General features: G+C 50.9%; 23 protein-coding genes. 21 read left to right on the plus strand and 2 right to left on the minus strand.

What is annotated here, in order from left to right; translation table 11 throughout:
• Positions 1 to 143: 143 nt before the first annotated feature.
• Positions 144 to 1,265, plus strand: coding sequence for an alanine racemase (alr, locus tag B9A14_RS00610; protein ID WP_084666976.1), 1,122 nt, complete (start codon positions 144 to 146; stop codon positions 1,263 to 1,265).
• Positions 1,266 to 1,330: 65 nt separating this feature from the next.
• Positions 1,331 to 2,776, plus strand: a complete 1,446-nt coding sequence (locus B9A14_RS00615) for a sodium:proton antiporter (RefSeq protein ID WP_084663024.1) — start codon at positions 1,331 to 1,333, stop codon at positions 2,774 to 2,776.
• Between the two features lie 280 nt (positions 2,777 to 3,056).
• Here B9A14_RS00615 and nifJ read toward each other — a convergent pair whose 3' ends face one another.
• On the minus strand, positions 3,057 to 6,668 hold the full coding sequence (gene nifJ, locus B9A14_RS00620) for a pyruvate:ferredoxin (flavodoxin) oxidoreductase (protein ID WP_084663025.1): 3,612 nt from the start codon (positions 6,666 to 6,668) through the stop codon (positions 3,057 to 3,059).
• Positions 6,669 to 7,046: 378 nt separating this feature from the next.
• Between nifJ and fmt the strand changes: the two genes are divergently transcribed.
• The 16 genes from fmt (at position 7,047) to rsmI (ending at position 21,860) form a co-directional block, all read left to right on the plus strand.
• Entirely contained in the window at positions 7,047 to 7,976 is a 930-nt protein-coding gene (fmt, locus tag B9A14_RS00625; protein WP_172838999.1) for a methionyl-tRNA formyltransferase, read from the plus strand.
• Between the two features lie 362 nt (positions 7,977 to 8,338).
• On the plus strand, positions 8,339 to 8,914 hold the full coding sequence (locus B9A14_RS00630) for a 2-oxoacid:acceptor oxidoreductase subunit gamma family protein (protein ID WP_084666977.1): 576 nt from the start codon (positions 8,339 to 8,341) through the stop codon (positions 8,912 to 8,914).
• Positions 8,911 to 9,237, plus strand: a complete 327-nt coding sequence (locus tag B9A14_RS00635) for a 4Fe-4S binding protein (protein ID WP_084663027.1) — start codon at positions 8,911 to 8,913, stop codon at positions 9,235 to 9,237. Before B9A14_RS00630 ends, B9A14_RS00635 begins: the two co-directional genes overlap by 4 nt.
• Before the next feature lie 18 nt (positions 9,238 to 9,255).
• Positions 9,256 to 10,443 carry a transketolase C-terminal domain-containing protein gene (locus tag B9A14_RS00640; RefSeq protein ID WP_084663028.1) on the plus strand — a complete coding sequence of 396 codons (1,188 nt, stop codon included), beginning with the start codon at positions 9,256 to 9,258 and terminating at the stop codon, positions 10,441 to 10,443.
• The gene (locus tag B9A14_RS00645; protein ID WP_084663029.1) at positions 10,443 to 11,384 is read left to right on the plus strand and encodes a thiamine pyrophosphate-dependent enzyme; all 942 of its coding nucleotides are present in this window, start codon (positions 10,443 to 10,445) and stop codon (positions 11,382 to 11,384) included. Before B9A14_RS00640 ends, B9A14_RS00645 begins: the two co-directional genes overlap by 1 nt.
• Positions 11,385 to 11,753: 369 nt before the next feature.
• The gene (locus B9A14_RS00650) at positions 11,754 to 13,148 is read left to right on the plus strand and encodes an FAD-binding oxidoreductase (protein WP_084663030.1); all 1,395 of its coding nucleotides are present in this window, start codon (positions 11,754 to 11,756) and stop codon (positions 13,146 to 13,148) included.
• 56 nt (positions 13,149 to 13,204) lie between these two features.
• Positions 13,205 to 14,566 (plus strand): FAD-binding oxidoreductase, encoded by a 1,362-nt coding sequence (locus B9A14_RS00655; protein WP_084663031.1) that lies wholly within the window; start codon positions 13,205 to 13,207, stop codon positions 14,564 to 14,566.
• A 40-nt stretch (positions 14,567 to 14,606) separates the two neighbouring features.
• The gene (locus tag B9A14_RS00660) at positions 14,607 to 15,881 is read left to right on the plus strand and encodes a (Fe-S)-binding protein (protein ID WP_084663032.1); all 1,275 of its coding nucleotides are present in this window, start codon (positions 14,607 to 14,609) and stop codon (positions 15,879 to 15,881) included.
• A gap of 91 nt (positions 15,882 to 15,972) precedes the next feature.
• Positions 15,973 to 16,749 (plus strand): polysaccharide deacetylase family protein, encoded by a 777-nt coding sequence (locus B9A14_RS00665; RefSeq protein WP_084663033.1) that lies wholly within the window; start codon positions 15,973 to 15,975, stop codon positions 16,747 to 16,749.
• Between the two features lie 163 nt (positions 16,750 to 16,912).
• Positions 16,913 to 18,388, plus strand: a complete 1,476-nt coding sequence (locus B9A14_RS00670; RefSeq protein WP_084663034.1) for an aminotransferase class I/II-fold pyridoxal phosphate-dependent enzyme — start codon at positions 16,913 to 16,915, stop codon at positions 18,386 to 18,388.
• The gene (gene tmk, locus B9A14_RS00675; protein WP_084663035.1) at positions 18,385 to 19,029 is read left to right on the plus strand and encodes a dTMP kinase; all 645 of its coding nucleotides are present in this window, start codon (positions 18,385 to 18,387) and stop codon (positions 19,027 to 19,029) included. The genes B9A14_RS00670 and tmk overlap by 4 nt, the downstream gene beginning before the upstream one ends.
• A complete protein-coding gene (locus B9A14_RS00680) occupies positions 19,022 to 19,555 on the plus strand; it encodes a hypothetical protein (protein WP_172839000.1) in 534 nt (177 codons plus the stop codon). Before tmk ends, B9A14_RS00680 begins: the two co-directional genes overlap by 8 nt.
• A 20-nt stretch (positions 19,556 to 19,575) precedes the next feature.
• Positions 19,576 to 19,869 carry a hypothetical protein gene (locus tag B9A14_RS00685; protein WP_084663037.1) on the plus strand — a complete coding sequence of 98 codons (294 nt, stop codon included), beginning with the start codon at positions 19,576 to 19,578 and terminating at the stop codon, positions 19,867 to 19,869.
• Positions 19,870 to 19,940: 71 nt separating this feature from the next.
• Complete coding sequence (locus B9A14_RS00690) at positions 19,941 to 20,741, plus strand: PSP1 domain-containing protein (protein WP_084663038.1); 801 nt, start codon at positions 19,941 to 19,943, stop codon at positions 20,739 to 20,741.
• On the plus strand, positions 20,734 to 21,027 hold the full coding sequence (locus B9A14_RS00695) for an initiation control protein YabA (RefSeq protein ID WP_084663040.1): 294 nt from the start codon (positions 20,734 to 20,736) through the stop codon (positions 21,025 to 21,027). Before B9A14_RS00690 ends, B9A14_RS00695 begins: the two co-directional genes overlap by 8 nt.
• A gap of 2 nt (positions 21,028 to 21,029) precedes the next feature.
• Positions 21,030 to 21,860, plus strand: coding sequence for a 16S rRNA (cytidine(1402)-2'-O)-methyltransferase (gene rsmI / locus B9A14_RS00700; protein ID WP_084663042.1), 831 nt, complete (start codon positions 21,030 to 21,032; stop codon positions 21,858 to 21,860).
• Here rsmI and B9A14_RS18130 read toward each other — a convergent pair.
• Complete coding sequence (locus tag B9A14_RS18130) at positions 21,857 to 22,108, minus strand: AbrB/MazE/SpoVT family DNA-binding domain-containing protein (protein WP_084663044.1); 252 nt, start codon at positions 22,106 to 22,108, stop codon at positions 21,857 to 21,859. The two genes, rsmI and B9A14_RS18130, sit on opposite strands and share 4 nt — an antisense overlap.
• 186 nt (positions 22,109 to 22,294) lie before the next feature.
• On the opposite strand from B9A14_RS18130, the gene metG reads away from it, so the two are divergent.
• The 3 genes from metG to B9A14_RS00720 all read left to right on the plus strand — a co-directional run bounded on the left by metG (position 22,295) and on the right by B9A14_RS00720 (position 26,263).
• Positions 22,295 to 24,217, plus strand: a complete 1,923-nt coding sequence (gene metG, locus B9A14_RS00710) for a methionine--tRNA ligase (protein WP_084663046.1) — start codon at positions 22,295 to 22,297, stop codon at positions 24,215 to 24,217.
• A gap of 17 nt (positions 24,218 to 24,234) precedes the next feature.
• Positions 24,235 to 25,008, plus strand: a complete 774-nt coding sequence (locus tag B9A14_RS00715) for a TatD family hydrolase (protein ID WP_084663048.1) — start codon at positions 24,235 to 24,237, stop codon at positions 25,006 to 25,008.
• A gap of 301 nt (positions 25,009 to 25,309) precedes the next feature.
• The gene (locus B9A14_RS00720) at positions 25,310 to 26,263 is read left to right on the plus strand and encodes a resuscitation-promoting factor (protein WP_084663050.1); all 954 of its coding nucleotides are present in this window, start codon (positions 25,310 to 25,312) and stop codon (positions 26,261 to 26,263) included.
• The last annotated feature ends 35 nt before the right edge of the window (positions 26,264 to 26,298 follow it).

Consider the following 26,298-nt stretch of genomic DNA (forward strand, 5'->3'; position numbering starts at 1 on the left):
GGCAGCACCGGCCAGCAAGTAAAAGTTATGGGAAACAAAAGCTTCCGCCCCAGACTTTAGCGGCAGTAGCCGAAAATTTTGGGCGTGGGCTGGGTTTTGTAAGGCCCACGATTTATTTTTATACTAAGGAGGGTGAAAAGACGGTGAAAAGGGAATTTCCTTTGGCTCGGTCGTGGGCCGAAGTGGATTTAGGCTTAATCCGCCATAACTTCCGGGAGATTAAGAAGCGCTTATCCCCCCAAGTTAGATTCATGGCCGTGGTAAAGGCTGATGCTTATGGCCATGGGGCGGCGGAAGTGGCTCGGGCTACCCTAGAAGAAGGAGCCGCTTTCTTAGGTGTGGCAACCGTAGAGGAGGCGCTAGCCTTAAGGCAGGCAGGCTTTAAAACCCCTATTCTCCTCTTAGGTCCTCCTCCGCTAGAGGCCGCAGGATCAGTGGTGGAGCAGGATATAGCGGCCACTATCTTTTCTTTACCTCAAGCTGAAGCTTTAGCTAGAGAAGCTTTTCGGCAGAAGAAGATAGCCAAAGTCCATATTAAGGTAGATACTGGTATGGGTAGGATAGGCTTAAGAGGAGCTGAGGAGGTACTTTCTTTCTGCCGTAAAATAGCGGAATGGCCTTTATTTATCGAAGGTATTTTTACCCATTTTGCCTGTGCCGATGAAGTAGAAAAAGCTAAAACTGCCCAGCAGCTAGAAGGATTCTTAAGGGTGATAAAGAAGTTAGAAGAAGAAGGGTTAAATATTCCTTTAAAGCATGCTGCCAACAGCGCAGCTACTTTAGAGTACCCGCCTTCCCACCTGGATATGGTACGGGTGGGGATAGCCCTTTACGGGTATCATCCCCGGCCGGGGGCTTCTGGTATAAACTTAAAGCCTGCTTTAACCTGGAAGGCGAAGATAACCCAGGTAAAGCGCGTACCCCCCGGTACACCTATAAGCTACGGGTGGACTTATAAATCTTCAGGGGAAGAAATTATTGCCACCGTCCCCGTGGGATATGCCGATGGATACCGGCGTATTTTGTCCAACCGGGGATGGGTTTTAGTGCAGGGGAAAAGGGCACCGGTGGTGGGGCGGGTATGTATGGACCAGTTCATGATCCGCCTGGAAGAAGAAGTAGCTCCAGGGACGGAGGTAATCCTTTTAGGAAGGCAGGGAGAGGAAGCTATTACAGCGGATGAGATGGCGAGTTGGCTAGATACCATTAGCTATGAAGTCCTAACTTCCATAGGGCGCCGAGTTCCCCGGGTGTATAAAAGTTAAGCCTGAAAGGCGCCTTTGGGGAGACAGGGATCTTAAAAAGCTTTTAAGGAGGGAAGTAAATTTACATGTATCGCTGGGTAGCTGTACTTTTAGGGATGGGCTTTTTAGCTTTTATTTTGGCACAAGATGCGGCTTGGGCCTCGGAAACAGTGGAATTAGGGTATCTTCTTCCCCTCTGGAGCGTACTTCCTTTCGTAGGCATGCTTCTTTCCATAGCTATTTGCCCTTTGGTGAACTCCCACTGGTGGGAGCATAATATGGGAAGGGTGAGCGCTTTTTGGGCGCTAGTCTTTTTTATACCCTTCTTAATTGCTTTTGGGCCTAAGACTGCTTTTCTTAAGGCTATAGAAGTTTATCTCCTTGACTACCTGCCCTTTATTATTCTTCTCTTTGGGCTTTTTGTCGTATCCGGGGGTCTTATTTTACGGGGTACCTTAAGGGGCACACCAACAGTTAATACAGTGCTTTTACTTTTGGGAACCCTTTTAGCTAGCTGGATTGGTACCACCGGAGCTTCCATGCTCATGATAAGGCCGGTGATCCGGGCTAACGAGTGGCGCCGCTACAAGGCTCACATTATTATTTTCTTTATCTTCCTGGTTTCCAATATCGGAGGAGCCCTTACCCCCTTGGGTGATCCGCCTTTGTTCTTAGGTTTTTTACGCGGTGTCCCCTTCTTTTGGACCATGCGGCTTATAGTCCCCATGGGCTTTAATGTTGTCATCCTCTTGGCCCTTTATTACTGCCTGGATACTTATTACTATGGCAAAGAGAACGTTCCGGTTGACGCCTCTAAAAATTTATCCCTCCGGGTGGAAGGCCTAAAGAATCTATTCTACCTGGGCCTTATTGTGGGGGCTGTCATTTTAAGTGGTTTCCTGGCTAAGCACCCAGCCTTTGCTGACCTTAAAACAGGAGAGCTTTACGGCCTACCGGTGCTCAAAATAGGAGAGGAAACCATAGTGCTCCCCTACATTAATATCATCCGGGATCTCTCTATTCTCCTGGCGGCCTACCTCTCCCTTAAGACTACGCCTCAAATTATCCGCCGGGACAACCGCTTTACCTGGGGGCCTATCAAGGAAGTGGCTACCCTCTTTGCGGGCATATTCATGACTATGATACCTGCTTTAGCTATTCTCCATGCCCGCGGAGCGGAACTAGGGCTTACCAAACCTGCCCACTTCTTCTGGGCCACGGGAGCTTTGTCCAGCTTCCTGGATAACGCGCCTACTTACCTGGTATTCCTCACCACGGCCACCAGCTTAGGAGCCACGGCCGGGGTCCCGACTACCTTGGGGCTGGTAGATCCCCGGATGCTAATGGCTGTATCCTGCGGGGCCGTTTTCATGGGGGCCAACACCTACATCGGCAATGCCCCCAACTTTATGGTGCGCTCCATTGCCGAAGAGAACAAGATCCGCATGCCGAGCTTTTTCGGCTATATGGGATGGTCCCTGGCCATTTTGATACCGTTATTCATCTTAGATACCCTGATCTTTTTCCGCTAAATTTGAGGGACACTAGCATAGCGTGTACTTTTCCTGAAGCTTTAGGCTAAAACGTACGGCCTTGGGGACCTTTTAGACTTCTGCCAAGGCTATATATGGGTTTTTCCCTTAGTTGGGGCTATGGAGAAGGGGAAATCGCCTGAAAAGCAAAGCGGAAGTGAAGATGGAGTGGAGATGGTGTGGAGAGGGCCACAGGGAGGCGGCGGAAGAATTTTTCCGCCGCCTTGCCGTTAATGCTTAAAACTTTTTTATACCCTTTCCGAGGCTTTGTTATACCTTTCTACCCTGAAGCGAGCTTCTGGTAAAGGGCAAGCCTCTCTTTGGCCTCTTCCTCGGCCTTTTTAAAGAGCTGTTCGGCCCTGTCCGGGAACAAGTTCTTAAGGGCGGTGAACCTTATCTCGCCCCGGAGGAACTCCTGGAAGTCCAGGGTAGGCGGCTTAGAGTCGAGGATAAAGGGATTCTGACCTTGCCTGGCTAGTTCTGGGTTATACCGGTATAGCGGCCAGTAGCCAGCTTCCACCGCCCGTTTGCCCTCCCGCTGGCTCTTGCTCATATCGATACCGTGGTTTATACACGGAGCATAGGCGATGATGAGGGAGGGGCCGTTGTAGCTTTCCGCCTCTATTAGAGCCTTTATAAGCTGATTGGGGTTCGCCCCCATGCATACGGAGGCTACATAGACGTAGCCATAGGACATGGCCATAAGCCCCAAGTCTTTCTTCCTAGTATTTTTACCAGCAGCGGCGAAGCGGGCTGTGGCTCCTGTGGGGGTGGCTTTGGAGGACTGGCCCCCGGTATTGGAGTAAACCTCGGTATCCAGCACCAAGATATTGACATTGGCGCCGCTGGCCAGGACATGGTCTAATCCCCCATAGCCGATGTCATAAGCCCACCCGTCGCCACCTATGATCCAGATGGATTTCTTGGTGAGATAATCTTTAAGGTTATCGATGGCTCTTAAGATCTCTTTCAGCTCATCTTTAGCTAAAGACATCTCCCGCTTAAGGAGCGCTTTAATCCGGTTGCCGGTTTCCTGGGAGAGGATAGCATCTTCCTTGCCGGAGAGCCACTCTTTACAGGCTATCCGGAACTCGGGGGTAACCCCAAATGCCAGGGCTTTTTCTACTAGTAGAGCTAGCTCCTCCCGCCGCTGCTCCACGGCTAAGCTTATACCATACCCGAACTCGGCGTTATCCTCAAAGAGGGAGTTATGCCACGCTGGGCCAAAGCCTTCACTATTCACTGTATAGGGGCAGCTGGGGGCGCTTCCACCCCAGATGGAGGAGCAACCGGTAGCATTGGCTATGATCATCCGGTCACCGAAGAGCTGGGTGATAAGCTTCACGTAAGGCGTCTCCCCGCAGCCAGCGCAAGCCCCAGAGAACTCTAGCAAAGGTTTCCGGAACTGGCTACCCCTAATTGTAGCCGGGTTGATGTTTACTTTCACTTCCGGGAGGCTTTCAGCGAAGGCGTAGTTTACCTTTTCTATCTCTACGGCCTCCTCCAGGGGCACCATGGTCAAAGCCTTCGTCTTAGCCGGGCACACATCTACACAATTGCCACATCCAGTGCAGTCCAGGGGCGAAACTTGGATACGGAACAAAAGCCCAGAGAGCTCCTTACCGCTGGCCTTAATGGTTGTGAAGGTGACTGGAGCACTGTTTAAGCTGTCTGGCCGAGCCAAGTATGGCCGGATGGCCGCATGGGGGCAAACGAGGGAGCACTGGTTACACTGGATACAGTTTTCCGGCAGCCAGCGCGGTATTTCCACAGCGATACCGCGTTTTTCGTATTTAGTGGTCCCTACAGGGAAGAACCCGCCAGGTGTAAAGGCGCTAACGGGTAGCTCGTCCCCTTTAAGGGCCAGCATAGGCCGCATTACCTTCCGTACAAATTCTGGCTCACTTTCTTGGGTTGCTGCAACTTGGGCGCGGGTATCCGAACCAGTGTTGGTACCACTTACTCCTTCGGTTGACACAGGCACAACCTTAGCCAGGGTTGCTTCGGCCTGGTCCGGCTCATCCGATGCTTCGGCCCAGGATGCCGGGTAGCGAATTTCCTCCAGAGCCTCGGTAGCCCGGTCTACCGCGGCCCAGTTCATCTGAACGATTTTATCGCCCTTCTTACCATAGGTCTTGGCAATGGATTCCTTAATATACTTAAAAGCCTCCTCTGGCGGTATAATATTGGCTATCTTAAAGAAGGCCGCTTGCATAATGACGTTAATACGGTTACCTAAGCCTACCTCCCCAGCAATTTTCACAGCGTCGATGTTGTAGAACTTTAATTTCTTTCGGGCGATGGTCCGCTTCATCTTAGCGGGGAGCTTCTTTTCCATTTCCTCCAGGGTCCACGGTGAGTTAAGGAGGAAAATACCTCCCTCCTTTATCCCTTCCAATAAGTCGTACCGGCCTACATAGGAAGGGTTGTGGCAGGCGATGAGATCAGCCCGGTCTATAAGATAGGCTGACTTGATGGGAGTAGGCCCGAAACGCAGGTGGGATATGGTTACCCCACCCGATTTCTTAGCATCGTACTCGAAATAACCCTGGGCGTACAAGTCAGTATGGTCGCCGATTATCTTAATAGAATTCTTGTTGGCGCCCACAGTCCCATCGGACCCCAGCCCAAAGAACTTGCAGCGATAGACGCCCTTAGGAGCCGTATCGATATATTCCTTGATTTCTAGGGAAGTGTGGGTCACATCATCCGTAATACCCACGGTGAAGTGATTCTTGGGCCGGTCCTCCCCCAGGTTGTCGAAGACAGCCTTCACCATAGAAGGCGAAAATTCCTTGGAACCCAGGCCGTAGCGACCCCCTACTACTAGAATGTGGCTTTTACCGTTTTCGGCTAGCACTGTAGCTACATCCTGGTACAGAGGCTCACCCAAGGCACCGGGTTCCTTAGTGCGATCCAGCACTGCTATACGCTGCACAGTAGGCGGCAAGGCCTTTAGGAAGTGCTCGGCTGAGAAGGGGCGGTATAGACGTACTTTGATAAGCCCCACCTTTTCCCCCCGTTCTACTAAATAATCCACTGTTTCCTCCACCACGTCGCAAGATGAACCCATGCATACGATGATGCGCTCGGCATTCGGTGCACCCACGTAATCGAAGAGGTGGTAACGTCGGCCGGTAAGTTCACCCACCTGCTCCATTACTTCCGACACTATACCGGGGACAGCCAGGTAATAGGGATTGGCTGCCTCCCGCCCCTGGAAGAAGATGTCAGGGCTCTGGGAGGTACCGGCCTGGTGGGGATGCTCGGGGTTGAGAGCCCGGCGGCGGAAGCGCTCTATAGCTTCCCAATCTACCAGCTTAGCCATATCTTCATAGGGTATGACATTGATCTTCTGTACCTCATGGGAGGTGCGGAAGCCGTCGAAAAAGTGCAAGAAAGGAACACTGGCCTTTAAGGTAGCCAGATGGGCTACCAGAGCTAGGTCCATGACCTCCTGTACCGAACCGGAAGCCAACAAAGCAAAGCCAGTCTGCCGGGTGGCCATGACGTCTGAATGATCTCCGAAGATGGACAAGGCGTGGGTGGCTACAGCCCGTGCTGCTACATGAAACACACATGGCCATAGCTCACCTGCTATCTTGTACATGTTGGGGATCATGAGCAGTAATCCTTGGGAAGCGGTGAAGGTGGTGGTCAGGGCTCCCCCCGCCAGGGAACCGTGTACAGCCCCGGCAGCTCCGGCTTCCGACTGCATTTCTATCACTTTTAAGGGGCGGCCGAAGATATTCTTCCGGCCCTGGGCTGCCCACTCATCGCACACTTCAGCCATGGGGGAAGAAGGTGTAATAGGATAGATGGCTGCTACTTCGGACATACCATAGGCCACATGGGCAGCAGCTGTGTTGCCGTCAAAGGTTTCTTTAATCATAGGATATCCTCCCTTTTTATTCCTTCATTATCCTTTATTATCCTTTGTTGGGGTACCATGAAGTTACAAGGCTTTAGTCCATATATACCCCTTATGTCGCTAATTTCAAATCCTTTATAGCGGGACAATCTGCTTATTAAAAAGTAAAAACTAGAACCGTTAAACCCTAAGTGCTTTATTTGTTATATGTGCTAAACCCTTAATTACTCTATCACTATATACGCCGTTCGTCAATTGCCTGTATACATTATACAAAAATCAGACTGCCAGATGGTCTGACCTCCTGATGGGTACACCTAAAAATTGTTGACAGGCTTCTGGTCTGATGGTATACTCTCATATAAAGAGTTAAGCTTTGCTATCAGGGGAGGGGACGAAGTGCGCATCGTCTTCTTAGGGCAGGCCCCTTTTGGTCGGGACTGCTTAAAGGCATTGGTTGATCAAGGTGAAAAAATTGTCGGAGTATTAACAATCCCTGATCAACCCGGCCAAAAGGCTCCTAACCCCGTCAAAGAGTTAGCTTTAGAGTTAGGCTTACCATTACTTCAGCCTCCACGCCTTAAAGACCAAGCCGTTATAGATTGGGTAGCTTCTCTAAAACCCGACCTTCTCGTCTTAGCCTATGTTACCCAATTTGTCCCCAAGGCCATGATCGATTTGGCTACTTACGGTGGCATTAACTTTCATCCCTCCTTGCTTCCCAAGTACCGTGGTGGTAGTGCCATGAACTGGGCTATCATCAACGGTGAAACCGAGACAGGGATTACCATCCACCAGATCGATGAGGGTGTAGACTCAGGCCCTATTATCCTGCAGGAAAAGGTGCCCATTGATCCTGATGACAGCGTAAAAACCCTTTACTTTGGTAAGATCTATCCCCTGGGTGTAAAGATGGTAGCTGAGGCGGTACGGTTAATCCGGGAGGGGAAAGCCCAACCTATACCGCAAGATGAAAGCCAGGCTACCTTCCAGCCTGTCATAAAGGAAAAGGATGTGGGGATAGATTGGACTAAGCCTACCCAGACTATTTACAACCTCATCCGGGGCTCTGATCCCACCCCAGGGGCCTGGTGCCTTTTCCGTGGTGAGAAATTAAAAATTTGGGAAGCCAAGCCCTCCTCTGGTCGGGGAACACCGGGAGAAGTCCTCTCCTTGCTTGATGACGGCTTTGTAGTAGCCACAGCCGATGGGGCTATCCTTGCTCGCCGGGTACAATATGGTGGAGGAGGTAAAGTGCCTGCAGCTGAGTGGGCTAAGGAACAAGGCTTGCAAGTAGGCGATATCCTAGAGTCTGGCCAACCTGGATAAGGCAGAAAAATGAGGGCTAACTTAATTGGTAGGAGTGCATAGGGCTAGAGCTCATATGGTTAAAGTTATTTCTAAAAATGGACAGGTGGCTTTAGGAAGTAAAAGAAATTAAAAAATGGATGGTAGCGAGCGGGTATCCTTTTAGTTAGAGGGATATACCCTAGGGGAATAAACAAATGGGTGGTATGTGGGTATTTTTGCCATTTTCATCCTCTATTGGTGTTAAATGTTATAATATGAGACCTGTATTAAAACTAACAGGAAGCCTAGGTAGGAGGTGAGAAGGAAGGAGGGCTTAGATACTTTTCAATACTTGTGAAATGTTGCACATTATTACACAAAAAGAGAGGGGGATAATACTTATGCCCAAGATGGTAGAGATACGCTGGCATGCCCGCGGTGGGCAAGGGGCAGTATTGGCTTCGCGGTATCTGGCTGCCTCGGCTATCCGGGAGAACCTTTACTTCCAAGCTTTTCCCCAATTCGGGACAGAGAGAATGGGTGCACCCATTGTAGCTTACACCCGCATAAGCGATGCTCCCATCAACTTGCGGTGCGCCATTGAAGAGCCGGATATGGTGGTGGTGCTGGATCCCACCCTTCTTAAAGCAGTTAACGTAACGGCCAACTTAAAAGAAGGGGGCAGCATAATCGCCAATTATCCGGGGACACCAAAAGAGCTGGCCCAGGAGCTAAACGTGGATGGAAAGTTTAAAGTTTATGCGGTGGACGCTTACAAGATTTCTACCGAGGAACTGGGCCGTCCTATCCCCAATACCCCCATGGTAGGGGCCTTGGCTCGGGTTTTAGGGCTTATCTCCTTGGATAATATCCTGGCCGAGTTTGAAGAGCAGTTCAGCCACCGCTTTAAGCCGGAAATAGTGCAGAAGAACTTGAAGGCTGTCCGGCGGGCCTATGAGGAGGTGCAGGGAATATGACCGTCCAGATCAACGATACCATCCGCAAATTAGACAAAAAATCCTTCCCCGCTTGGTATGAGATCCCGCTCGGGGGGACCTTAGTCTCCGAAGGCTCTACCGATTACCACACTGGTAGCTGGCGGACCAAGCGGCCCATATGGAATGCTGAGGAATGTTCCCACTGTATGATATGTTGGATCTACTGCCCGGAGACGGCCATCAAGGTGGAAGGCGGGAAAGTTACTGGGATCGATACTACCCTGTGCAAGGGTTGCGGTATATGTGCCAATGAATGCCCGCGGGAAAATGCCATGACTATGGCCGAGGGCGGCGAATATTAAAAGGGAGGGAAAAGGAGCATGAGGAAAACCATCGGGCTAACTGGTGACGGTGCTGCGGCGGAGGCCATGCGCCAGATCGACCCTGATGTGGTGGCAGCCTATCCCATCACGCCACAGACAGAGATCGTAGAACGTTTTGCTGAGTTTGTGGCGGAGGGCTCGGTGCATACCGAGCTAGTTACGGTAGAAAGCGAGCACAGCGCCATGAGCGCCTGCTGCGGCTCCTCTGCTGCAGGTGCGCGCACCATAACCTGTACTTCTTCCCAGGGTTTGGCTCTAATGCATGAAATGCTTTATATCGCTGCTGGGAACCGGCTTCCCATTGTGATGATCAATGTAAACCGTACCCTTTCCGCTCCTATCAACATTCACAACGATCAAAGCGATAGCCTGGGTTCTCGGGACGCTGGCTGGATCCAGCTATACTGTGAGGGAGCCCAGGAAGTTTACGATACCGTTATTCAGGCCGTCCGCATTGCCGAAGATCGCTCAGTTATGTTGCCTGTTATGGTGTGTCTAGATGGCTTCGTGGTAAGCCATAATGTGGAACCCATCAATGTGCTGGATGATCAGGAAGTTAAGGACTTTATCGGCGAGTTCCGGCCAGTGATCAACCTCTTGGACACGGAAAATCCCATTTCCATGGGGAATCTCACCTTGCCGGACTATTTCTTCGAGCATAAGTATGCCCAGGCTTATGCCTTGGAGCAATCTAAGGCTGTTATAGCTAAAGTGGATAAGGAGTTCGGAGAAAGATTTGGCCGCAGCTACGGTATAGTTGAGGGTTACCGGATGGAAGATGCTGAGATAGCCATCGTAACCTTGGGATCCATGGTAGGTACAGCTCGGGTAGTAGCTGACGACCTCCGGGAGCAGGGTGTGAAAGCTGGGGTCCTCAAGATCCGCTGCTATCGGCCTTTCCCCATTGAGGAAGTGGCAGAGGCCCTAAAAGGGGTTAAGGCGGCCGCAGTTATGGAGAAGGCCCTCTCTCCTGGCGCTCCCGGACCAGCCGTGTTCAGCGATGTGTTAGGTGCCCTATATCATAAGGGCCTACATGTTAACCTTATAAGCTATGTGGCCGGTCTGGGCGGGCGCGATGTGCCAGCGAAGAGCATCCGTAAGGTATATGAGCACCTGCAGAAGATAGCTGCTTTAGGTAAAGTTGATCGCATCCTTAATTACCTCGACCTAAGGGGGTGGCAATAATGGCAAGTTTAAGGGAGCTTAGCCAAAAGGAAGTTCTTTTCACTGGCGGTCACCGTTTGTGCGCTGGGTGCCCGGCGCCTATCATAGTTAAGCAAATTTTGCTGGCCGCTCCCCATGCGCCTATAGTAGTAAATCCTACTTGCTGCCTGGAGATCTCCTCGGCGGTCTTCCCCTACACCGCCTGGAAGGTGCCTTACTACCATAATGCTTTTGAAAACGCGGCTGCTGTAGCTTCCGGGATCGATGCCGCCATCAACGCTTTGCGCCGGCGCGGTAAACTGGACGAGAGCAAAAAGTTCAGCGTGATCGTTATTGGTGGTGACGGCGGGACTTATGATATCGGCTTCCAGGCCTTATCTGGAATGCTTGAGCGGGGTCACCGGGTCCTGTATGTCTGCTACGATAACGGAGCTTATATGAATACTGGAATCCAGCGCTCAGGGGCTACACCCTATGGTGCCTGGACTACCACCAGCCATGTGGGTGAGGCTCAGAAGGGTAAGCAGCAACACCGGAAGGATTTGGCCTGGATTGCGGCAGCCCACGGGGCCTATGTGGCCAACGCTTCCCTGCACAATTGGAGGGACCTGATGCGCAAAGTAGAGAAGGCCTTAAACTACGACGGACCCTCCTTCATTAACGTACAAGCTCCTTGCCCGCGCGGGTGGCGCTTCCCCGAAAGCAAAACAGTGGAGATCGCCCGCCTGGGTACAGAATGCTGCTTCTACCCCCTGTATGAGGTAGAGGATAAGGGCCGGAAGTGGATTATAAACTATGTACCCAAAAATAAAATACCTGTAGCAGAATACCTTAAGCCCCAGGGGCGCTTCGCCCACTTCTTCCAGAAAGGGAACGAATACCTGATCGAAGAATTCCAGGCTGAAGTAGATCGGCGCTGGGAGCATCTCCAGCGGCTGGCTAAAATGAGCGAGGAACTTTAAGTTCCCTTAAATTGCTTTATTCCCCTGCTTCCTGGAAGGTGTAGGGAGCCTTGCAGGGAGCAGGGGAACAGTGATTTTATAGGAGATAATTTATTTTGGCCTACTGGTTAGACCATAAGACGGCCAGATGAGGCGAAAAAAGGAAACCCTAAAGGGTAAAAGACTTATAGGAGCCTATAGCGAGCGGAGAAAAGGAAAACCAGGCTTTGACTATTTTGCCTAAAGATTAATAAAATGGAGGAAGGGGGAGTATATCCAAAACAAAGTATACCGAAACATAAATCTAAATACAAAGAAAGAGACAGGAAATAGAAGTAAAGTTTCAGTAAGCTTAGTAATTTTTTGTCAAGGGCAGGGGGCTTAAAACCTATGTTAGACAAAGACACTTTAAAGGAACTTATCCGCATAGTCGGACGGGAAAATGTGTTGACCTCAGAAGTTTCCCTGGCTACCTATATGTATGATGCTACCCTACTTTACGGTAAGCCCGATGTGGTCGTCTTTGTGGAGAATGCCCAACAGATAGCTTCTATATTAAAATTGGCCAACTCTAAGGGTATCCCGGTTACTCCGCGAGGAGCTGGTATGGGCTTAAGCGGGGGGACTGTCCCCCACCGGGGTGGTATTGTAATAGTCATGACCCGTATGAATCGCATTTTAGAAATAGATCCCCAGAATCGGGTGGCTGTAGTGGAACCTGGGGTCACTAACATGGAGCTACAGAAAGCAGTAGCGCCCTATGGGTTGATGTATGTGCCTGACCCGGCCAGCCAGAAGGTCTCTACCATGGGGGGCAATTTTGGGGAAAACGCTGGTGGTATGCGGGGTATCAAATACGGGGTCACTAAAGACCATATCCTAGGTGTGGAGCTGGTCCTGCCTACAGGGGATATAGTAAGAATAGGGGGTAAGTGGGAGCCCATTGTACCAGAGTTAAACTTGCTGGCCTTACTTATAGGCTCAGAAGGCACTTTAGGTATAGCCACTCAAATTATAGTTCGCCTCCTCCCCTTGCCCCGGGCTGTTAAAACTTTACTTGCTGTTTACAATACTTTGGAAGAAGCTGGCAACTCCGTTTCCCAGATTGTAGCCCAAGGTATTATCCCTACCACCTTAGAATTGATGGATAACAAGGTTATCCAAGCTGTAGAGGAATGGTTACACATAGGGCTCCCCTTAGAGGCAGGCGCTGTCCTCCTCATTGAAGTTGATGGCTGGGGTCCGGAGCTTGAGCGGCAGGCGGAGAAGATAAAGGAAATATGCCAGGCTAATGGAGCTACCCAGGTTCAATTAGCAAGGGATGCCGCAGAGAGAGACAACTTGTGGCTTGCTCGCCGTTCAGCTATCGGAGCTATGGCCAGGCTAAGACCCTCCTATGATCTAGAAGATGCCACTGTCCCCCGCTCGCGGCTTCCCGAGATGCTCCGGCGGGTGGAGGCTATAGCTGAAAAATACCGTATCCCCATCGGGATGCTAGCCCATGCTGGTGACGGCAACCTCCATCCCTTAGTGCTCTTTGATGAACGGGACCAGGAAGAGATGGAGCGGGTGCATAGGACGCGGGAAGAGATTTTCCGGGCCGCTCTAGAGCTAGGAGGGACTCTCTCAGGTGAGCATGGCATAGGTTTAGGCAAGTTAGATTTTATGCCCCTGGCCTTCACCCCTGCTGAACTGGATTTTATGCGCCGTGAACGCCGCGCCTTTGACCCCAACGGGATATTAAACCCGGGCAAGTTCATCCCGGAATCCCCGCAAGGAATTTAATAAACGAGGGGTAAGCAGGCTAGTAGACCTTCAACATTCTTTGAGGAGGTTTAAGGATGCGACCGACCTTCATAAAAGAGCTAGAGGACATATTAGGACCTGCCCGGGTTCGGCAGGATATGGCTGCTCGTCAGGCGGCAGCCCTGGACCTTGAGTTCTTGCCTGAGATAGTAGTATTTCCCCAAGATAGCGAGCAAGTAGCCCGGGTGGTCTCTTTAGCTGGTGAAGAAGGTATCCCTCTCATCCCCTGGGGAGCCGGGAATCAGGCCTTTAGGGGACTTTTACCCCTACGCGGAGGTATAGCTATAAACTTGACGGGCTTGCAAAGGGTACTGGAGTTTGACCAGGATAACCAGACAGCCTATGTGGAAGCGGGGTTATCTCTTGCCCAGCTTAAAGAGACCTTTGCTGCCGGTCGGCTTTTTCTCCCCTTGGATCCCGTAGAGGGGGAGACCTGCACTTTGGGTGGATGTATCGCCAGCAATGCTTCTGGGCCCCGGAAATTGGGTTATGGTTCTACTAAGGATTACCTTCTGGGGTTGGAAGTAGTCCTTCCTACAGGTGAAATAGTACGGACCGGGGGAAAAACTGTCAAGAACGTCCAGGATTATGATAATACCCGTTTCTTAGCTGGGTCGTGGGGTACTTTAGGTATTATAACTAAGGCTATGGTAAAGCTTAAGCCTCTGCCGGAAAAGGAGGCTACTATGGTCTTAGGCTTTACCACACTGGATGAGGCTTGCGAAGCAGCCTATACTTTGCGGCAAGAATGGGGCCCGGTAGCCTTAGAACTTTTGGATAGCCAGAGCTTGGCCGCCCTCGAAAGAACAGGGTGTCCTCTTCCGGGCCAAGGGAAGGAGAGGTTACTGGTAGCCTTTGCTGGTTTTACTGAGGCTGTGGATTGGCAGGTGGACCAGGTATTGATGGGCTTTAAAGGAAAGGCCCAGATTAACATATATACGGGTACAGAAGCCCAGGCTGTTTGGGAGGCTAGGCGCAAAGTTTTTGCAGCTTTCTCAGGTGAGAAGGGAGCCCTCTTAGGACAAGTTTCCCTTCCCTTTACTAGTACGGCCAACTTTATTTGCGAGGCAGGTAAGTTTATCTTTTCCCAGGGCTTAAAGGCGGGGATGGTAGCCCACTTTGGTAATGGTCATGTACACATTTTCTTGGAGCATCCGCCAGCAGCTTACCTTGAGGTGCGGGAGTTTTTAAGCGTGTTTGAGGAGCAAGCCATGAAGGAAGGAGGCCTTTTCCTGGTGGATAACGTCTGGGATCTAGAGAGCATCAGGAAGAAGGTAGAGAACCGAGGGGCTGCTCTCCTTCCCCTCCTTAAACGTATAAAGGAAGCCTTGGATCCTAAGGGGATCTTGGCTCCCAATAGCAAGGTTATCGCTTACGCTTTGGCTCCCCAAAGGTAAAAGAATTAAAAAAGTGCCCGGGCGGAAAGGAGAAGCTAGAATGGTTAAAGCGTTAAGGGATATGCTGGAGGACGTGGTGCGCTGCAATAAGTGTGGTTTTTGCCAGGAAGTGTGTCCTACCTATAAGGCCACCGGTGAGGAATTCTCCCTAGCTCGTGGCCGTAATCGTCTCATTCGCCTTTCCCTGGAAGGCACCTTCGATTTAATCCACAACCCGGAGATAAATCACCATATTTATTCTTGCCTCCTTTGCGGGGCCTGTGTCAATGCCTGCCCTTCCTCAGTTATCACGGATACCTTGGTAAAGGCAGCGCGAGCCGAGATCACCCGGGCTAAGGGGCAACCCTTCCCTATACGGTTGGCCTTGAGGGGTGTCCTGGCTAAGCAGCGCAGGCTAAGCCTGGGAGCCAAGGCTTTGCGTTTCTACCAGCGCAGCGGGGCGCGGTGGCTGGCCCGGCATACGGGGTTTTTGAAACTCTTAGGAGCTTTAGGGAAAGCGGAGGGGCTTTTACCTGATATTCCAGGTTATACTTTGCGGGAGCGGTTACCCCAGATCCTTAAGCCCCCGGCCCGACCCCGCCACCGGGTAGCCTATTTTGCTGGCTGCCTTATAAACAATTTCTTCCCCGCCATCGGGGAAGCCACCTTACGGGTGCTCCAACATAACGACTGCGAAGTGGTGGTCCCCTCTACCAATTGCTGTGGGATACCCCATGAAGCCTATGGAGATTTAGAGATGCTTTTGAACCTGGCGAAAGAGAATCTAGAGACCTTTAAGCAGCATCAGGTGGATGCCATTGTTACTGACTGTGCTTCCTGCGCCCACGGTCTACACAATTACGCTAAACTTCTAGAGGATGATCCTCATTATAGGGATTTGGCGCGGGAGGTGGCAGATAAGGTTCAGGATGCCGTAGCCTTCTTGGCTGCGCTGGGTATAAAAAAGGAGATGGGCTCCCTTGAAATAACTGTTACTTACCACGATCCTTGCCATGCTGTACGGGGGCTTAAAGTGAGAAAGGAGCCTAGAGAAATTTTAAGGGCCATTCCAGGTGTGAGCTTCGTGGAGATGAACGAGGCCGACTGGTGCTGCGGCGGTGCCGGCTCTTATAACGTCACCCATTACGAGATATCGCAGCGTATTTTGGAGCGCAAGATGAAGAACTTTAAACTTACAGGTGCCCAGTACCTGGCTACCTCTTGCCCGGCTTGCCTTTTGCAGCTCGCCCATGGGCTTAATGTATATGGTCTACCTGGGAAGACCATTCACGTGATGCAGCTCCTGGATCAAGCTTACCAGAAAGCTTTAAAATAAAAAGCCTGCCGACTTCAAGATAAAAAACAGGCGCCTTCCTAAGCATATCCTATCCCCCGACCGAATAGGAATTATCCTGGAGGTGCGGGGGATGTTTATTGTGGGGCGGCGTAAGGTTATACTTAAAGGGTTAGGGTGGCTTTTAATATTTTTAGCGGGGATGCTAGCCGGGGCCTACCTAGCCGATAGGCCCCCTTTGGCTGTCTTGGTGGGCAGAAGTAAAAGATTGCTTCCTATTTATAGTGTGGCCACTCAAGAAAAAAAGGTAGCCCTATCCTTTGACGCTACCTGGGGAGCCGAATATACTCCTAAGATTTTAGAGATCTTGCGCCAACATAACGTTAAGACTACCTTCTTCCTTACCAATATTTGGCTTAAGAAATACCCCGACGTAGCCAAAAAAATAGCAGCGGAAGGACATGAGATAGGCCTCCATTCAGCTACCCATCCCCATTTTACTTCCTTGACTGAAGAGCAGATGGAACAGGAACTGCGGGAAAACCACCGCTTGGTAGAGGAAATTACCGGATATAAACCTGAATTATTCCGGCCGCCCTTCGGAGATTATAACGATACAGTCATCAGGGTGGTGCAGCGCCTAGGGTACAAGGCCATCCAGTGGGATGTGGACTCTTTGGACTGGCAAGAACACCTTTCGGCAGAGGATATTTACCGCCGAGTCCTCAAAGGAATAAAACCTGGGTCTATAGTTCTCTTTCATAATAATGGAAAACATACAGCTACCGTCCTAGGCCCCCTCTTAGAGAAACTCAAGGTTGAGGGATACCAGGTGGTACCAGTGTCAGAACTCCTCCTTAAAGGGGATTACTATGTGGATCATGCTGGAGTCCAGCGTCCAGCGCGCTAAAAAGTAGCTTTAGGTATTTAAAACAAGCCTAGTCAGGCTTTTAAAGCATACGACTAAACTTAAGACGTAACCAAAGCAAACCTTTGCCCGTCAAGGTTTTGGGGGCAAGCGGAGCCAAGCAGGCTAGGGGCTAAAACTGGGGATGACCTAGGTTTAGAGGAAGTTGGAATGGATCCGGGAAAGATGCTATAATAGGGTAGAAATCGAAGGTAAGAGGGGAGAAGATCCTATTAAGACGCCTTTATGGGAGGCGGTTAAGGCTTACGTTCACCGGGGGATGTTTTCCTGGCATACACCAGGCCATAAAGGGGGCTCGAGTGCGGGCGCGGATTTCCGTGCCTATTTAGGCCGAACTGTATTCCAGGTTGACTTAACAGAATTGCCGGAACTAGATAATCTATACTACCCCGAAGGGGTAATTAAGGAGGCCCAAGAGAGGGCCGCTGCTTTTTTTGGAGCCGGCCATACCTTTTTCCTGGTCAATGGGGCTACAAGCGGTATTATATCTGTTTTCCTGGCCACTTGTCGGCCCGGGGATAAAGTTTTGCTTCCCCGGTATGCCCATCGCTCAGTATGGGCTGGCCTTATTTTAAGCGGGAGCTACCCAGTCTACCTACGGGGCCGTTGGCTATCTAGCCTAGGGTTACCTTTAGGGGTAGCGCCAGAAGAGGTAGAGGAGGCTTTAGTTCACCATAAAGAAGCCAAATTATTGGTTGTGGTGCATCCTACTTATGAAGGCTTGGTCCCCCCTACCCAGCGCCTGGTGGAGTTGGCCCACCAGCATAAAGTACAGGTTCTAGTGGATGCTGCCCACGGTTCCCATTTTGGGTTGGACGAAAGGCTTCCCCCTTCGCCCTTAAAATTGGGAGCTGATTATGTGGTCCAGGGTACCCATAAAACCCTGGGCGCTTTTACCCAAGCCGCTATGCTTCATCTGCGGCCCGGCCTGGATGTGGCTTCTGTGGCTGAGGCCCTCCGGCTAGTGCAAACCTCCAGCCCCTCTTATCTTTTGCTTACTTCTTTAGATGTAGCCCGGTATGAAGCTGAGATTCAAGGGTCTAAGCTCTGGTCCCAGGCGGTAGATAGGGCCTTAAGACTTAGGCAAAACTTACGGTCGTTGGGGCTCCCCTGCTTAGATGAAGGAGAAGTAGTAGGGGAGGCTACAGCAGGCCTAGATGTAACCCGGCTCGTTATACCTACAGTACCCTTAGGCCTTTCGGGCAGGGAAGTAGCTATAGCCTTACGAAGATTAGGGCACGAAATGGAGCTTGCGGCGGCTCGCTATGTGGTGGGTATCCTTACCCCTGCGGATGGCGAGAAAAGCATCCAGGCCTTGATCCGGGCCTTAAGCCAATTGAAAAGGGAAACGGTAAGATATAAGAGCCGGCCAGAAGGGGAGCCGCTGATCTGGGAGGGAATCTTGCCTCCCCTGGCTATGAGCCCCAGGGAAGCTTTCCTAGCCAGAAGACGCTTGGTTCCTGTCCGGGAAGCTCAAGGGAAGATAGCGGCCGAGTTGGTGGCTCCTTGCCCTCCAGGCCTTGTACTTGTGGCTCCGGGGGAAGTTTTGACGCCGGAAATTATAGCTAGGCTCACCTTAATCTGGGGCGAGAATTCCTTTATACAGGTAGTGGACGTATGAAGGGTGTTTTTATCACCTTTGAAGGCCCGGACGGTGCTGGTAAGACCACCCAGCTGAACCTCCTGGCCAACCACTTACAGCAAGAAGGATATAAAGTGTTATGCACACGGGAGCCTGGGGGGACTCCTTTGGCCGAGGATATCCGTAGGATCCTCCTTTCTCCTTGGGAGGAAGAGATATATGGGCTTACGGAGGTTTTTCTTTACGCTGCTAGCCGTGTCCAGCATGTAAAGAAAAAGATCTTACCTGCTTTGGCTGAGGGGAAGGTAGTACTCTGCGATCGTTTTACCGATTCTACCTTGGCTTACCAAGGTTATGGCCGGGGTATAGAACTGGAACTGCTTCATAGACTTAACGACCTGGCCACCGGTGGCTTGAAACCTGCGGTTACCTTACTACTCGATTTACCCCCGGAAGAGGGGTTGCGGCGTGGTAAAAAAGGAGGAGGGGGAACAAGGATGGACAGGTTAGAACAGGAGGATTTGACTTTCCACTATAGAGTAAGGCAGGGATTCCTGGCCCTTGCCCGGCAAGAGCCTAGGCGTATAAAAATTATAGATGCCCGGCAACCCGTGGAAAAGGTTTTCGCTGAAGTACTAGCCGCTGTATCACCTTGGCTTTGGAGGGCTAATTTTGAGTGAAAAGCTAGAAATCCTTCCAGCTCAACAATTGGAACAAGCCTTGGCTATAGGCCGCCTAAGCCATGCTTATCTCCTGGTGGGCGGCACCCCGGAAGAGAAACTGGAAACAGCCCGCCGGATGGCGGCAGCCTTAAATTGTACGGCCAGGCGAGAAGGCCGGGCTTGCGGCCTTTGCCCTTCCTGCCGGCAAGTGTTTAGTGGAAACCACCCGGACTTTCACTATCTTGAGCCTCGCGGGGCTAGCTTAAAGATAGACCAAGTACGCAAATTAGAGATAGAGCTAAAACTTAAAGCTTTCCAAGGAAGGGCCAAGGTGGCGGTTCTCAATAGGGTAGAGGATCTTACTTTAGAAGCAGCTAACTGCCTGCTAAAAATATTGGAAGAGCCTCCTCCTAACGTATATTTTTTCTTCTGGCGACCCAGCCGGATGCGGTTTTACCCACAATTTGCTCCCGTTGTCAGATCCTTTATTTCCCCTCCCAGGGGTTCCCTTCTGTTGGGTGGCTTTACTGGCAAGAGATCCTAGCCTCTGATCTTCGCCGGCTGATGTTAGAAATTTTACCCCGCCTGGAAAAGGAGGAAGATATCCTAGCTATAGTAGAGGGCTTGAGTTTGGCCTGCCGGGAACACCTGGTATGGGAGCTTACGGGTGAGGAGAGACTAATGCTTACGTATAAAGACCTACCGGGAAACCGGCGAGTAGCTCCAGCTGCCTTATGGAGGTGCTACCAGCATTTGAGCCGGGCGCGAGTTTATCTTGAGCAGAACGCTAACCGTCGCCTGGTTTTAGAGGTCACTCTCCTTAACCTTTACCGGGAGTTAACTTCTAGATCCCTATAGGCTGGGGAAGCTCTAGACTGTTTTTAAGATCTTTGGTAAAAGTTACTAGACTAAGAAAGAAGGGGAAAAGATTGGCTATTGTAGTAGGAGTGAGGTTTAAAAAGGCAGGCAAGATATATTATTTCAGTCCTGGAAGTTTAGAGTTAAAGGTGGGAGATAAGGTAATAGTAGAGACAGCACGGGGATTGGAATACGGCGAAGTGGTGGTGGGTCCTCGGGACGTGCCGGAGGAAGAGATTGTACCTCCTCTTAAACCGGTACTCCGGCGGGCCACCCCTGCCGATGAGGAACAAGTTAAGAAGAACAGGGAAGGGGAGCGGGAGGCTTGGGTCATTTGCCAACAGAAGATAGATGAGCATGGCCTACCCATGAAACTAGTTGATGTAGAGTTTACCTTTGATGGCAGCAAGATAATTTTTTATTTTACTGCCGAGGGCAGGGTAGACTTCCGGGAGCTTGTGCGGGATCTGGCCGCCATCTTCCGCACGCGTATAGAGCTACGCCAGATCGGGGTACGGGATGAAGCTAAAATCTTAGGGGGCTTAGGTTGCTGCGGGCGGGAAATCTGTTGTGCCACTTTCCTGGGCGAGTTTCAACCTGTCTCCATCCGCATGGCCAAGGATCAGTGCCTTTCCTTAAATCCTAGCAAAATATCTGGTTTGTGCGGACGCCTTATGTGTTGTTTGCGCTTTGAGGATCATATTTATCAAGAAGCCAAGCCCTTTTATCCTGAGATCGGAGACCGGGTTAAGACCCCCTTGGGTGAGGGGGAGGTGAGTTCCCTTAATATTCTTAAGGGTACGGTGGTAGTAGAACTGCCCGAACGAGGAGTAGTGGAATTTCGTAGGGAGGAAGTTGAGGAAATTGAGTGAATTAAGCCCACAAGATACGTTAATGGCCGCCCTGGCCGGGTTAGAGGTCAAGGTAGCCGAGATACAACGGGAATTAAGGAGGCTTAAAACCCTGGCCCGAAATCTGGAAGAGGAGAACAGCAGGCTCCGAACTTGGCTCGTGGAAGCTACTTCTGGATTTAAAGGAGAGGACAAGCTACGCCTTCTTTATGATCAGGGCTACCATATTTGCCCGGCCCAGTTCGGCCGGGTAAGGGGTACCGAGGGGTGTCTTTTTTGCCATAGTTTCCTGGAGAAGAGGGGATAAACTTGGCGGGTCACCTTTTCTTGGTAGGCACTCCTTTAGGAAACCTGGAGGACATAACTTTAAGGGCCTTAAGGGTTTTAAAAGAGGTAGACCTTATCGCTGCTGAGGACACCCGTAGGACCCGGGAATTGCTTTCTTACTATAACATCCACAAACCCCTTACCAGCTTTCACCAACATAATCGTAAAGAGAAAGGCCCGGTCCTCATCCGGCTGCTTAAGGAAGGGAAGGATATAGCTTTAGTTACAGATGCAGGCATGCCTGGTATTTCGGACCCCGGGGAGGATTTGGTGCGGGAAGCTTTAAAAGCTGATATAGAAGTAGTTCCGGTCCCAGGCCCTAGCGCAGTCATCACCGCTTTAGTTGTTTCCGGTCTACCTACCAGGAGGTTTGTCTTCGAAGGTTTTCTTCCCCGTAAGGGCAAGGAAAGGCAAGAAAGGATCGCAGAGCTAGCTACCGAGCAAAGAACCCTGGTTTTGTTTGAAGCCCCCCACCGCTTGAGCCGTACCTTACGGGAGCTGCTAGAGGCCTGGGGTGACCGCATGGTGGCTGTAGGTCGAGAGCTCACCAAAAAGTTTGAAACAGTTTTCCGGGGGACCTTGCACACAGCTTTGCAGTATTTCGAGGAGAATCCTCCCCGGGGAGAATGTACCTTGGTAGTGGCAGGAGCCCCTAAAGAAGCTCCAGCCTTCATCCCCGAGGAAGCGGTCCTCTTGGTGGAAGCCTTACAAAAGGCAGGGCGGCCGCGCAAAGAAGCCTTGGCTCAAGTAGCCAGGTTTTACGGCCGCCCCCGGCGGGAGATTTATAAAGCCTGTCTTCTTAAGAAGGCCTAAACAGCTATAGAGCTCATAGCTTGGGCACAATCCCGGCACACGTTTTTACCCCGGAAATTGGTTACGTTCTCAGCATTTCCGCAGAATACGCAGGCCGGCTCATATTTTTTAAGGATTATCTTTTCCTGGTCCACATAGATTTCCAGGGCATCCTTTTCTTCAATCCCTAGAGTACGCCGCAGCTCAATAGGGATTACGATCCGGCCTAGCTCGTCTACTTTACGCACAACTCCAGTGGATTTCAACATGGCTCTCCTCCCCCTTTCTTTCTACATGTTTCGACATTCTATCTACATGGTACCACCTTTTCCATTTCTAGTAAACTCGAAGGAAGGGGGAAAAACGGCTATTTTGACCCTTTATAGCCAAAACTTGACAGATTGCGGCCGCAAATTTATAATAACTCCTGAATTCGCAGAAAGGAGACGCCTTAGATGGGGGAGAAGGTTTTTTACGTCACTACCCCGATTTATTATCCTAGCGATCGCCTGCATATAGGCCATGCCCTTACCACTACCATGGCCGATACCCTGGCCAGGTACAAGAGGATGCGTGGCTATGATGTGTATTTCCTTACAGGTTCCGATGAGCATGGCCAGAAAATCCAGCGTAAAGCCCGGGAAGCGGGCCTTGCGCCCAAAGCCTATGTAGATCGTATTGTAGCCACCTTTAAAGAGCTCTGGCGAAGGTTAGATATCTCTTATGACGATTTCATACGTACCACTGAGGAACGCCACAAGAGGGTAGTACAGGAGCTTTTCCGCCGGATATACGAAAAAGGGGATATTTATAAATCCCAATACGAGGGCTGGTACTGTACCCCTTGTGAGACCTTCTGGACAGAGCGGCAATTAAAAGACGGCAACTGCCCGGACTGCGGCCGGCCGGTAGAGCTAGTAAAAGAGGAAAGCTATTTCTTCCGCATGAGTAAATATGCGGACCAGCTCCTTAAGTACATTGAAGAACATCCCGAATTCATCCAGCCGCCCTCCCGGCGTAATGAGATGATAAACTTTATCAAGGGAGGACTGGAGGATCTCTGTATCTCCCGGACCACCTTTGACTGGGGTATCCCTGTCCCCATAGATCCTAAACATGTGATCTATGTATGGTTTGATGCCTTGACTAACTATATTTCGGCCTTAGGTTACGGGACGGAAGACGACAGCCTCTTTAAGAGATACTGGCCAGCGGTTGTCCACTTGGTAGGCAAGGATATTGTCCGTTTCCACACTGTTATCTGGCCTACTATCCTTATGGCTGCCGGCATAGATCCCCCCCGGAAAGTTTTTGGACACGGGTGGCTCCTGGTGGAAGGGGGAAAGATGTCCAAATCCAAGGGTAATGTCGTGGATCCCATGGTCCTTATCGACCGTTACGGCTCTGATGCTATTAGGTATTTTCTTTTAAGGGAGATGCCTTATGGCGGTGATGGTTATTATTCTGAGGAGGCCCTGATCCAGCGCTTTAATAGCGACCTGGCCAATGATTACGGTAATCTTTTGAGCCGTACGGTGGCCATGATCGAGAAATTCTGCGCTGGCGTTATCCCACCACCTTCAGGAGAAGAAGAGGAGCTAGACTGGGAACTTAAAAAACTAGCTGCGAAAACTCCGGCCGAGGTAGAAGAGGCGCTAGAGAATTTCGAGTTTGCGCGGGCCTTAAGCTCTATATGGCAGCTTATAGGCCGGGCCAATAAATACATTGAAGAGACGGCTCCCTGGGCCTTGGCCAGGGATCCGGAAAAGAGATCGCGCCTTAATACTGTCCTTTACAACTTAGCTGAGGCTATACGCCAGGCTACAGTCTTATGCTCACCCTTCATGCCTGGTGTACCACCCCGGGTATGGGAGCAGCTAGGTATTAAAGACGTTGTCCATATCCACACCTGGGACAGCCTTAAAACCTGGGGAGGTATTCCCGCAGGTAGGCGAGTAAAACGAGGAGCTCCCCTATTCCCCCGGATAGAACTAGAAAAGGAGGACAGTGAGGGTGGAGAAACCCTCCAAGTAGAAGCCCGGAAGGAAGAAGTGGGTGAAGTCACCATAGAAGAATTTTCCCGCTTACAGCTTAAAGTGGCTGAGGTAATAGCGGCAGAAAAGGTCCCTCAAACTGACAAGCTTTTAAAGCTTGAGGTAGATCTGGGAGGAGAAAGGCGTACGGTGGTGGCTGGCCTGGCCAGGCATTATCAGCCAGAGGAGCTTGTAGGGAAAAAAGTGGTGCTGGTGGCCAACCTAAAACCGGCCAAATTGCGCGGGATCGTGTCCCAGGGCATGGTACTTGCGGCTGTGGATGGTGATAATTTAAGCCTCATTATCCCAGAAAGGAATATAAACCCCGGCGCCCAGGTCCGGTAAGGAGGGGGCTTTGTGGTATGAACCGGGAACTTATCGATTCCCATGCCCATCTAAATGATCCTGCCTTTAGCCCCGATCTTCCGGAAGTGATCGGGCGCCTTAAGCAGGCCGGGGTAGAAGCGGTAATTAATGTGGGATATGATTTGAGATCCTCACGGGAGGCTGTTGTTCAGGCCCATAACTGGCCTTTTCTTAAAGCTTCGGTGGCCGTCCATCCCCATGAGGCGGCCTCCTTTGACGAGGAAGGTGCCCGGGTTATAAGGTCCTTAGCTTTAGACCGGGTAGTGGTGGCTGTAGGAGAAACAGGCCTTGATTACTATAGGAATCTCTCCCCCCGGCGCAAGCAGGAAGAGGTTTTCCGCTGGCACCTTAATTTAGCTAAACAGCTTAACCTTCCAGTTATAGTCCACGACCGTGAGGCCCATAAGGATATTTTAAGGATATTACGACAGGAAGCTGACGGTCTCCCAGGGGGAGTGATGCATTGTTTTTCCGGTACCTGGGAGATGGCCCGGGCATTTTTGGACTTAGGTTTCTATATCTCCCTGGCCGGGCCCATTACCTTTAAAAATGCGGATAACCTCCGGGAGGTGGCGGCCAAGGTACCCTTGGAACGGCTGCTTATCGAGACGGACGCTCCTTACCTTACTCCAGCTCCCTACCGGGGCCAGCGGAACGAACCGGCTAACTTACGCTTTGTGGCCGAAGGGGTGGCTAGCGCCCGGGGGATACCTGTGGAGGAAGTTATAGAAGCTACCACCCTTAACGCCCGCACTCTATTTAGATTGTGAAAAGGGAAGGCTATAAAAACTTAAGGCCCGGTAAAACCCGGGCTTAAGTTTTCGGGCCTAGCTTTATCCCTGTAAGCATGAGCTTGCGGCGGGGTTCCCGCTGGGGTTTTTCTCTTTGCTGTCGTAGGTTTAAAGTATAAATTTATGGCAATAATAGTAAGCGCCGGTATTAGGGAATAGCTAGTAGCTTAACCCCTAACTGGACGAAGGGCTTTAGTCTGGAGTGGAAATTCCAGGCAGATTTGGCTAAGAAGCCTTTCAAGTCATAAGAATCATACTTTTAGTTAAGGAGTGAAAGTATTTGCCAGAAACCTTAGGTTACCGGGTTTTAAGGGCTGTTGTTTGCCTGGTGTTAAGCCTCTGGGCTCTGGTGGCTATAGGATGGACTGAACGCCAAGTTAGAATTGAGGCTGATGGTCATGCGTTTGAGCTAGTTACCAGAAGTTGGACAGTAGCCGGGGCTTTAGAGGAGGCTGGTATCCAGGTGGAACCTGAGGATCTAGTAATTCCGGATCCGGCCTCACCTATAACACCAGGGCTAGTTATTAGTGTAAACCGGGCTATACCTGTACGCGTTGAAGCCGATGGACAGCAAAAAACAGTAAAGGTTCCTGTACCTACAGTAGCTCAAGTGCTCACCGCGGCGGGACTTACTTTAGGCCCCCTGGATCGGGTGGAGACTAACCTGGCCGGGGCCGAAAACCTTTACCTAAAGGTCTTCCGGGTAACCCAGGAGATCGAGGTAAGGTCAGAGCCTATACCTTTTAAGATCGAAAGGCAAGCAGATTTCCGCTTGGAACGAGGAGTCCAAAAGGTGGTCCGGGAAGGTAAACCAGGGTTACGCTACCTAAAGTACCGGGTGACTAAAGAGAATGGGAAAGAGGTTAAGCGTGAGCTCCTTAATACTTGGGTAGAAATTCAACCCCAGTCCAAGATCATAGCTTATGGTACCCGGACTCCTGAGGTAGCAGCTACAGTGGCCGGGACAGGGAAAGTTTTAGAAATGGAGGCCACAGCCTATACCCATACAGGCAGTCCCACCGCTACTGGTATCTACCCTTACCGCGGTATTGTGGCTGTGGATCCCAAAGTTATCCCTTTAGGAACCAGGTTGTATGTAGAAGGTTACGGATATGCCTGGGCCCAGGACACAGGAGGGCTCATAAAGGGTCATCGCATAGATCTCTTTATGGATACAGAAAAGGAAGCTATTCTTTGGGGACGCCGGCGGGTGAGGGTTTATATACTAGACTAGGGCCATACTGTGGTAGGCAGAGGATAAAGGTAAAC

Origin of the sequence: Thermanaeromonas toyohensis ToBE (assembly GCF_900176005.1) — a bacterium.
Classification (GTDB): domain Bacteria; phylum Bacillota; class DSM-521; order Neomoorellales; family Neomoorellaceae; genus Thermanaeromonas; species Thermanaeromonas toyohensis.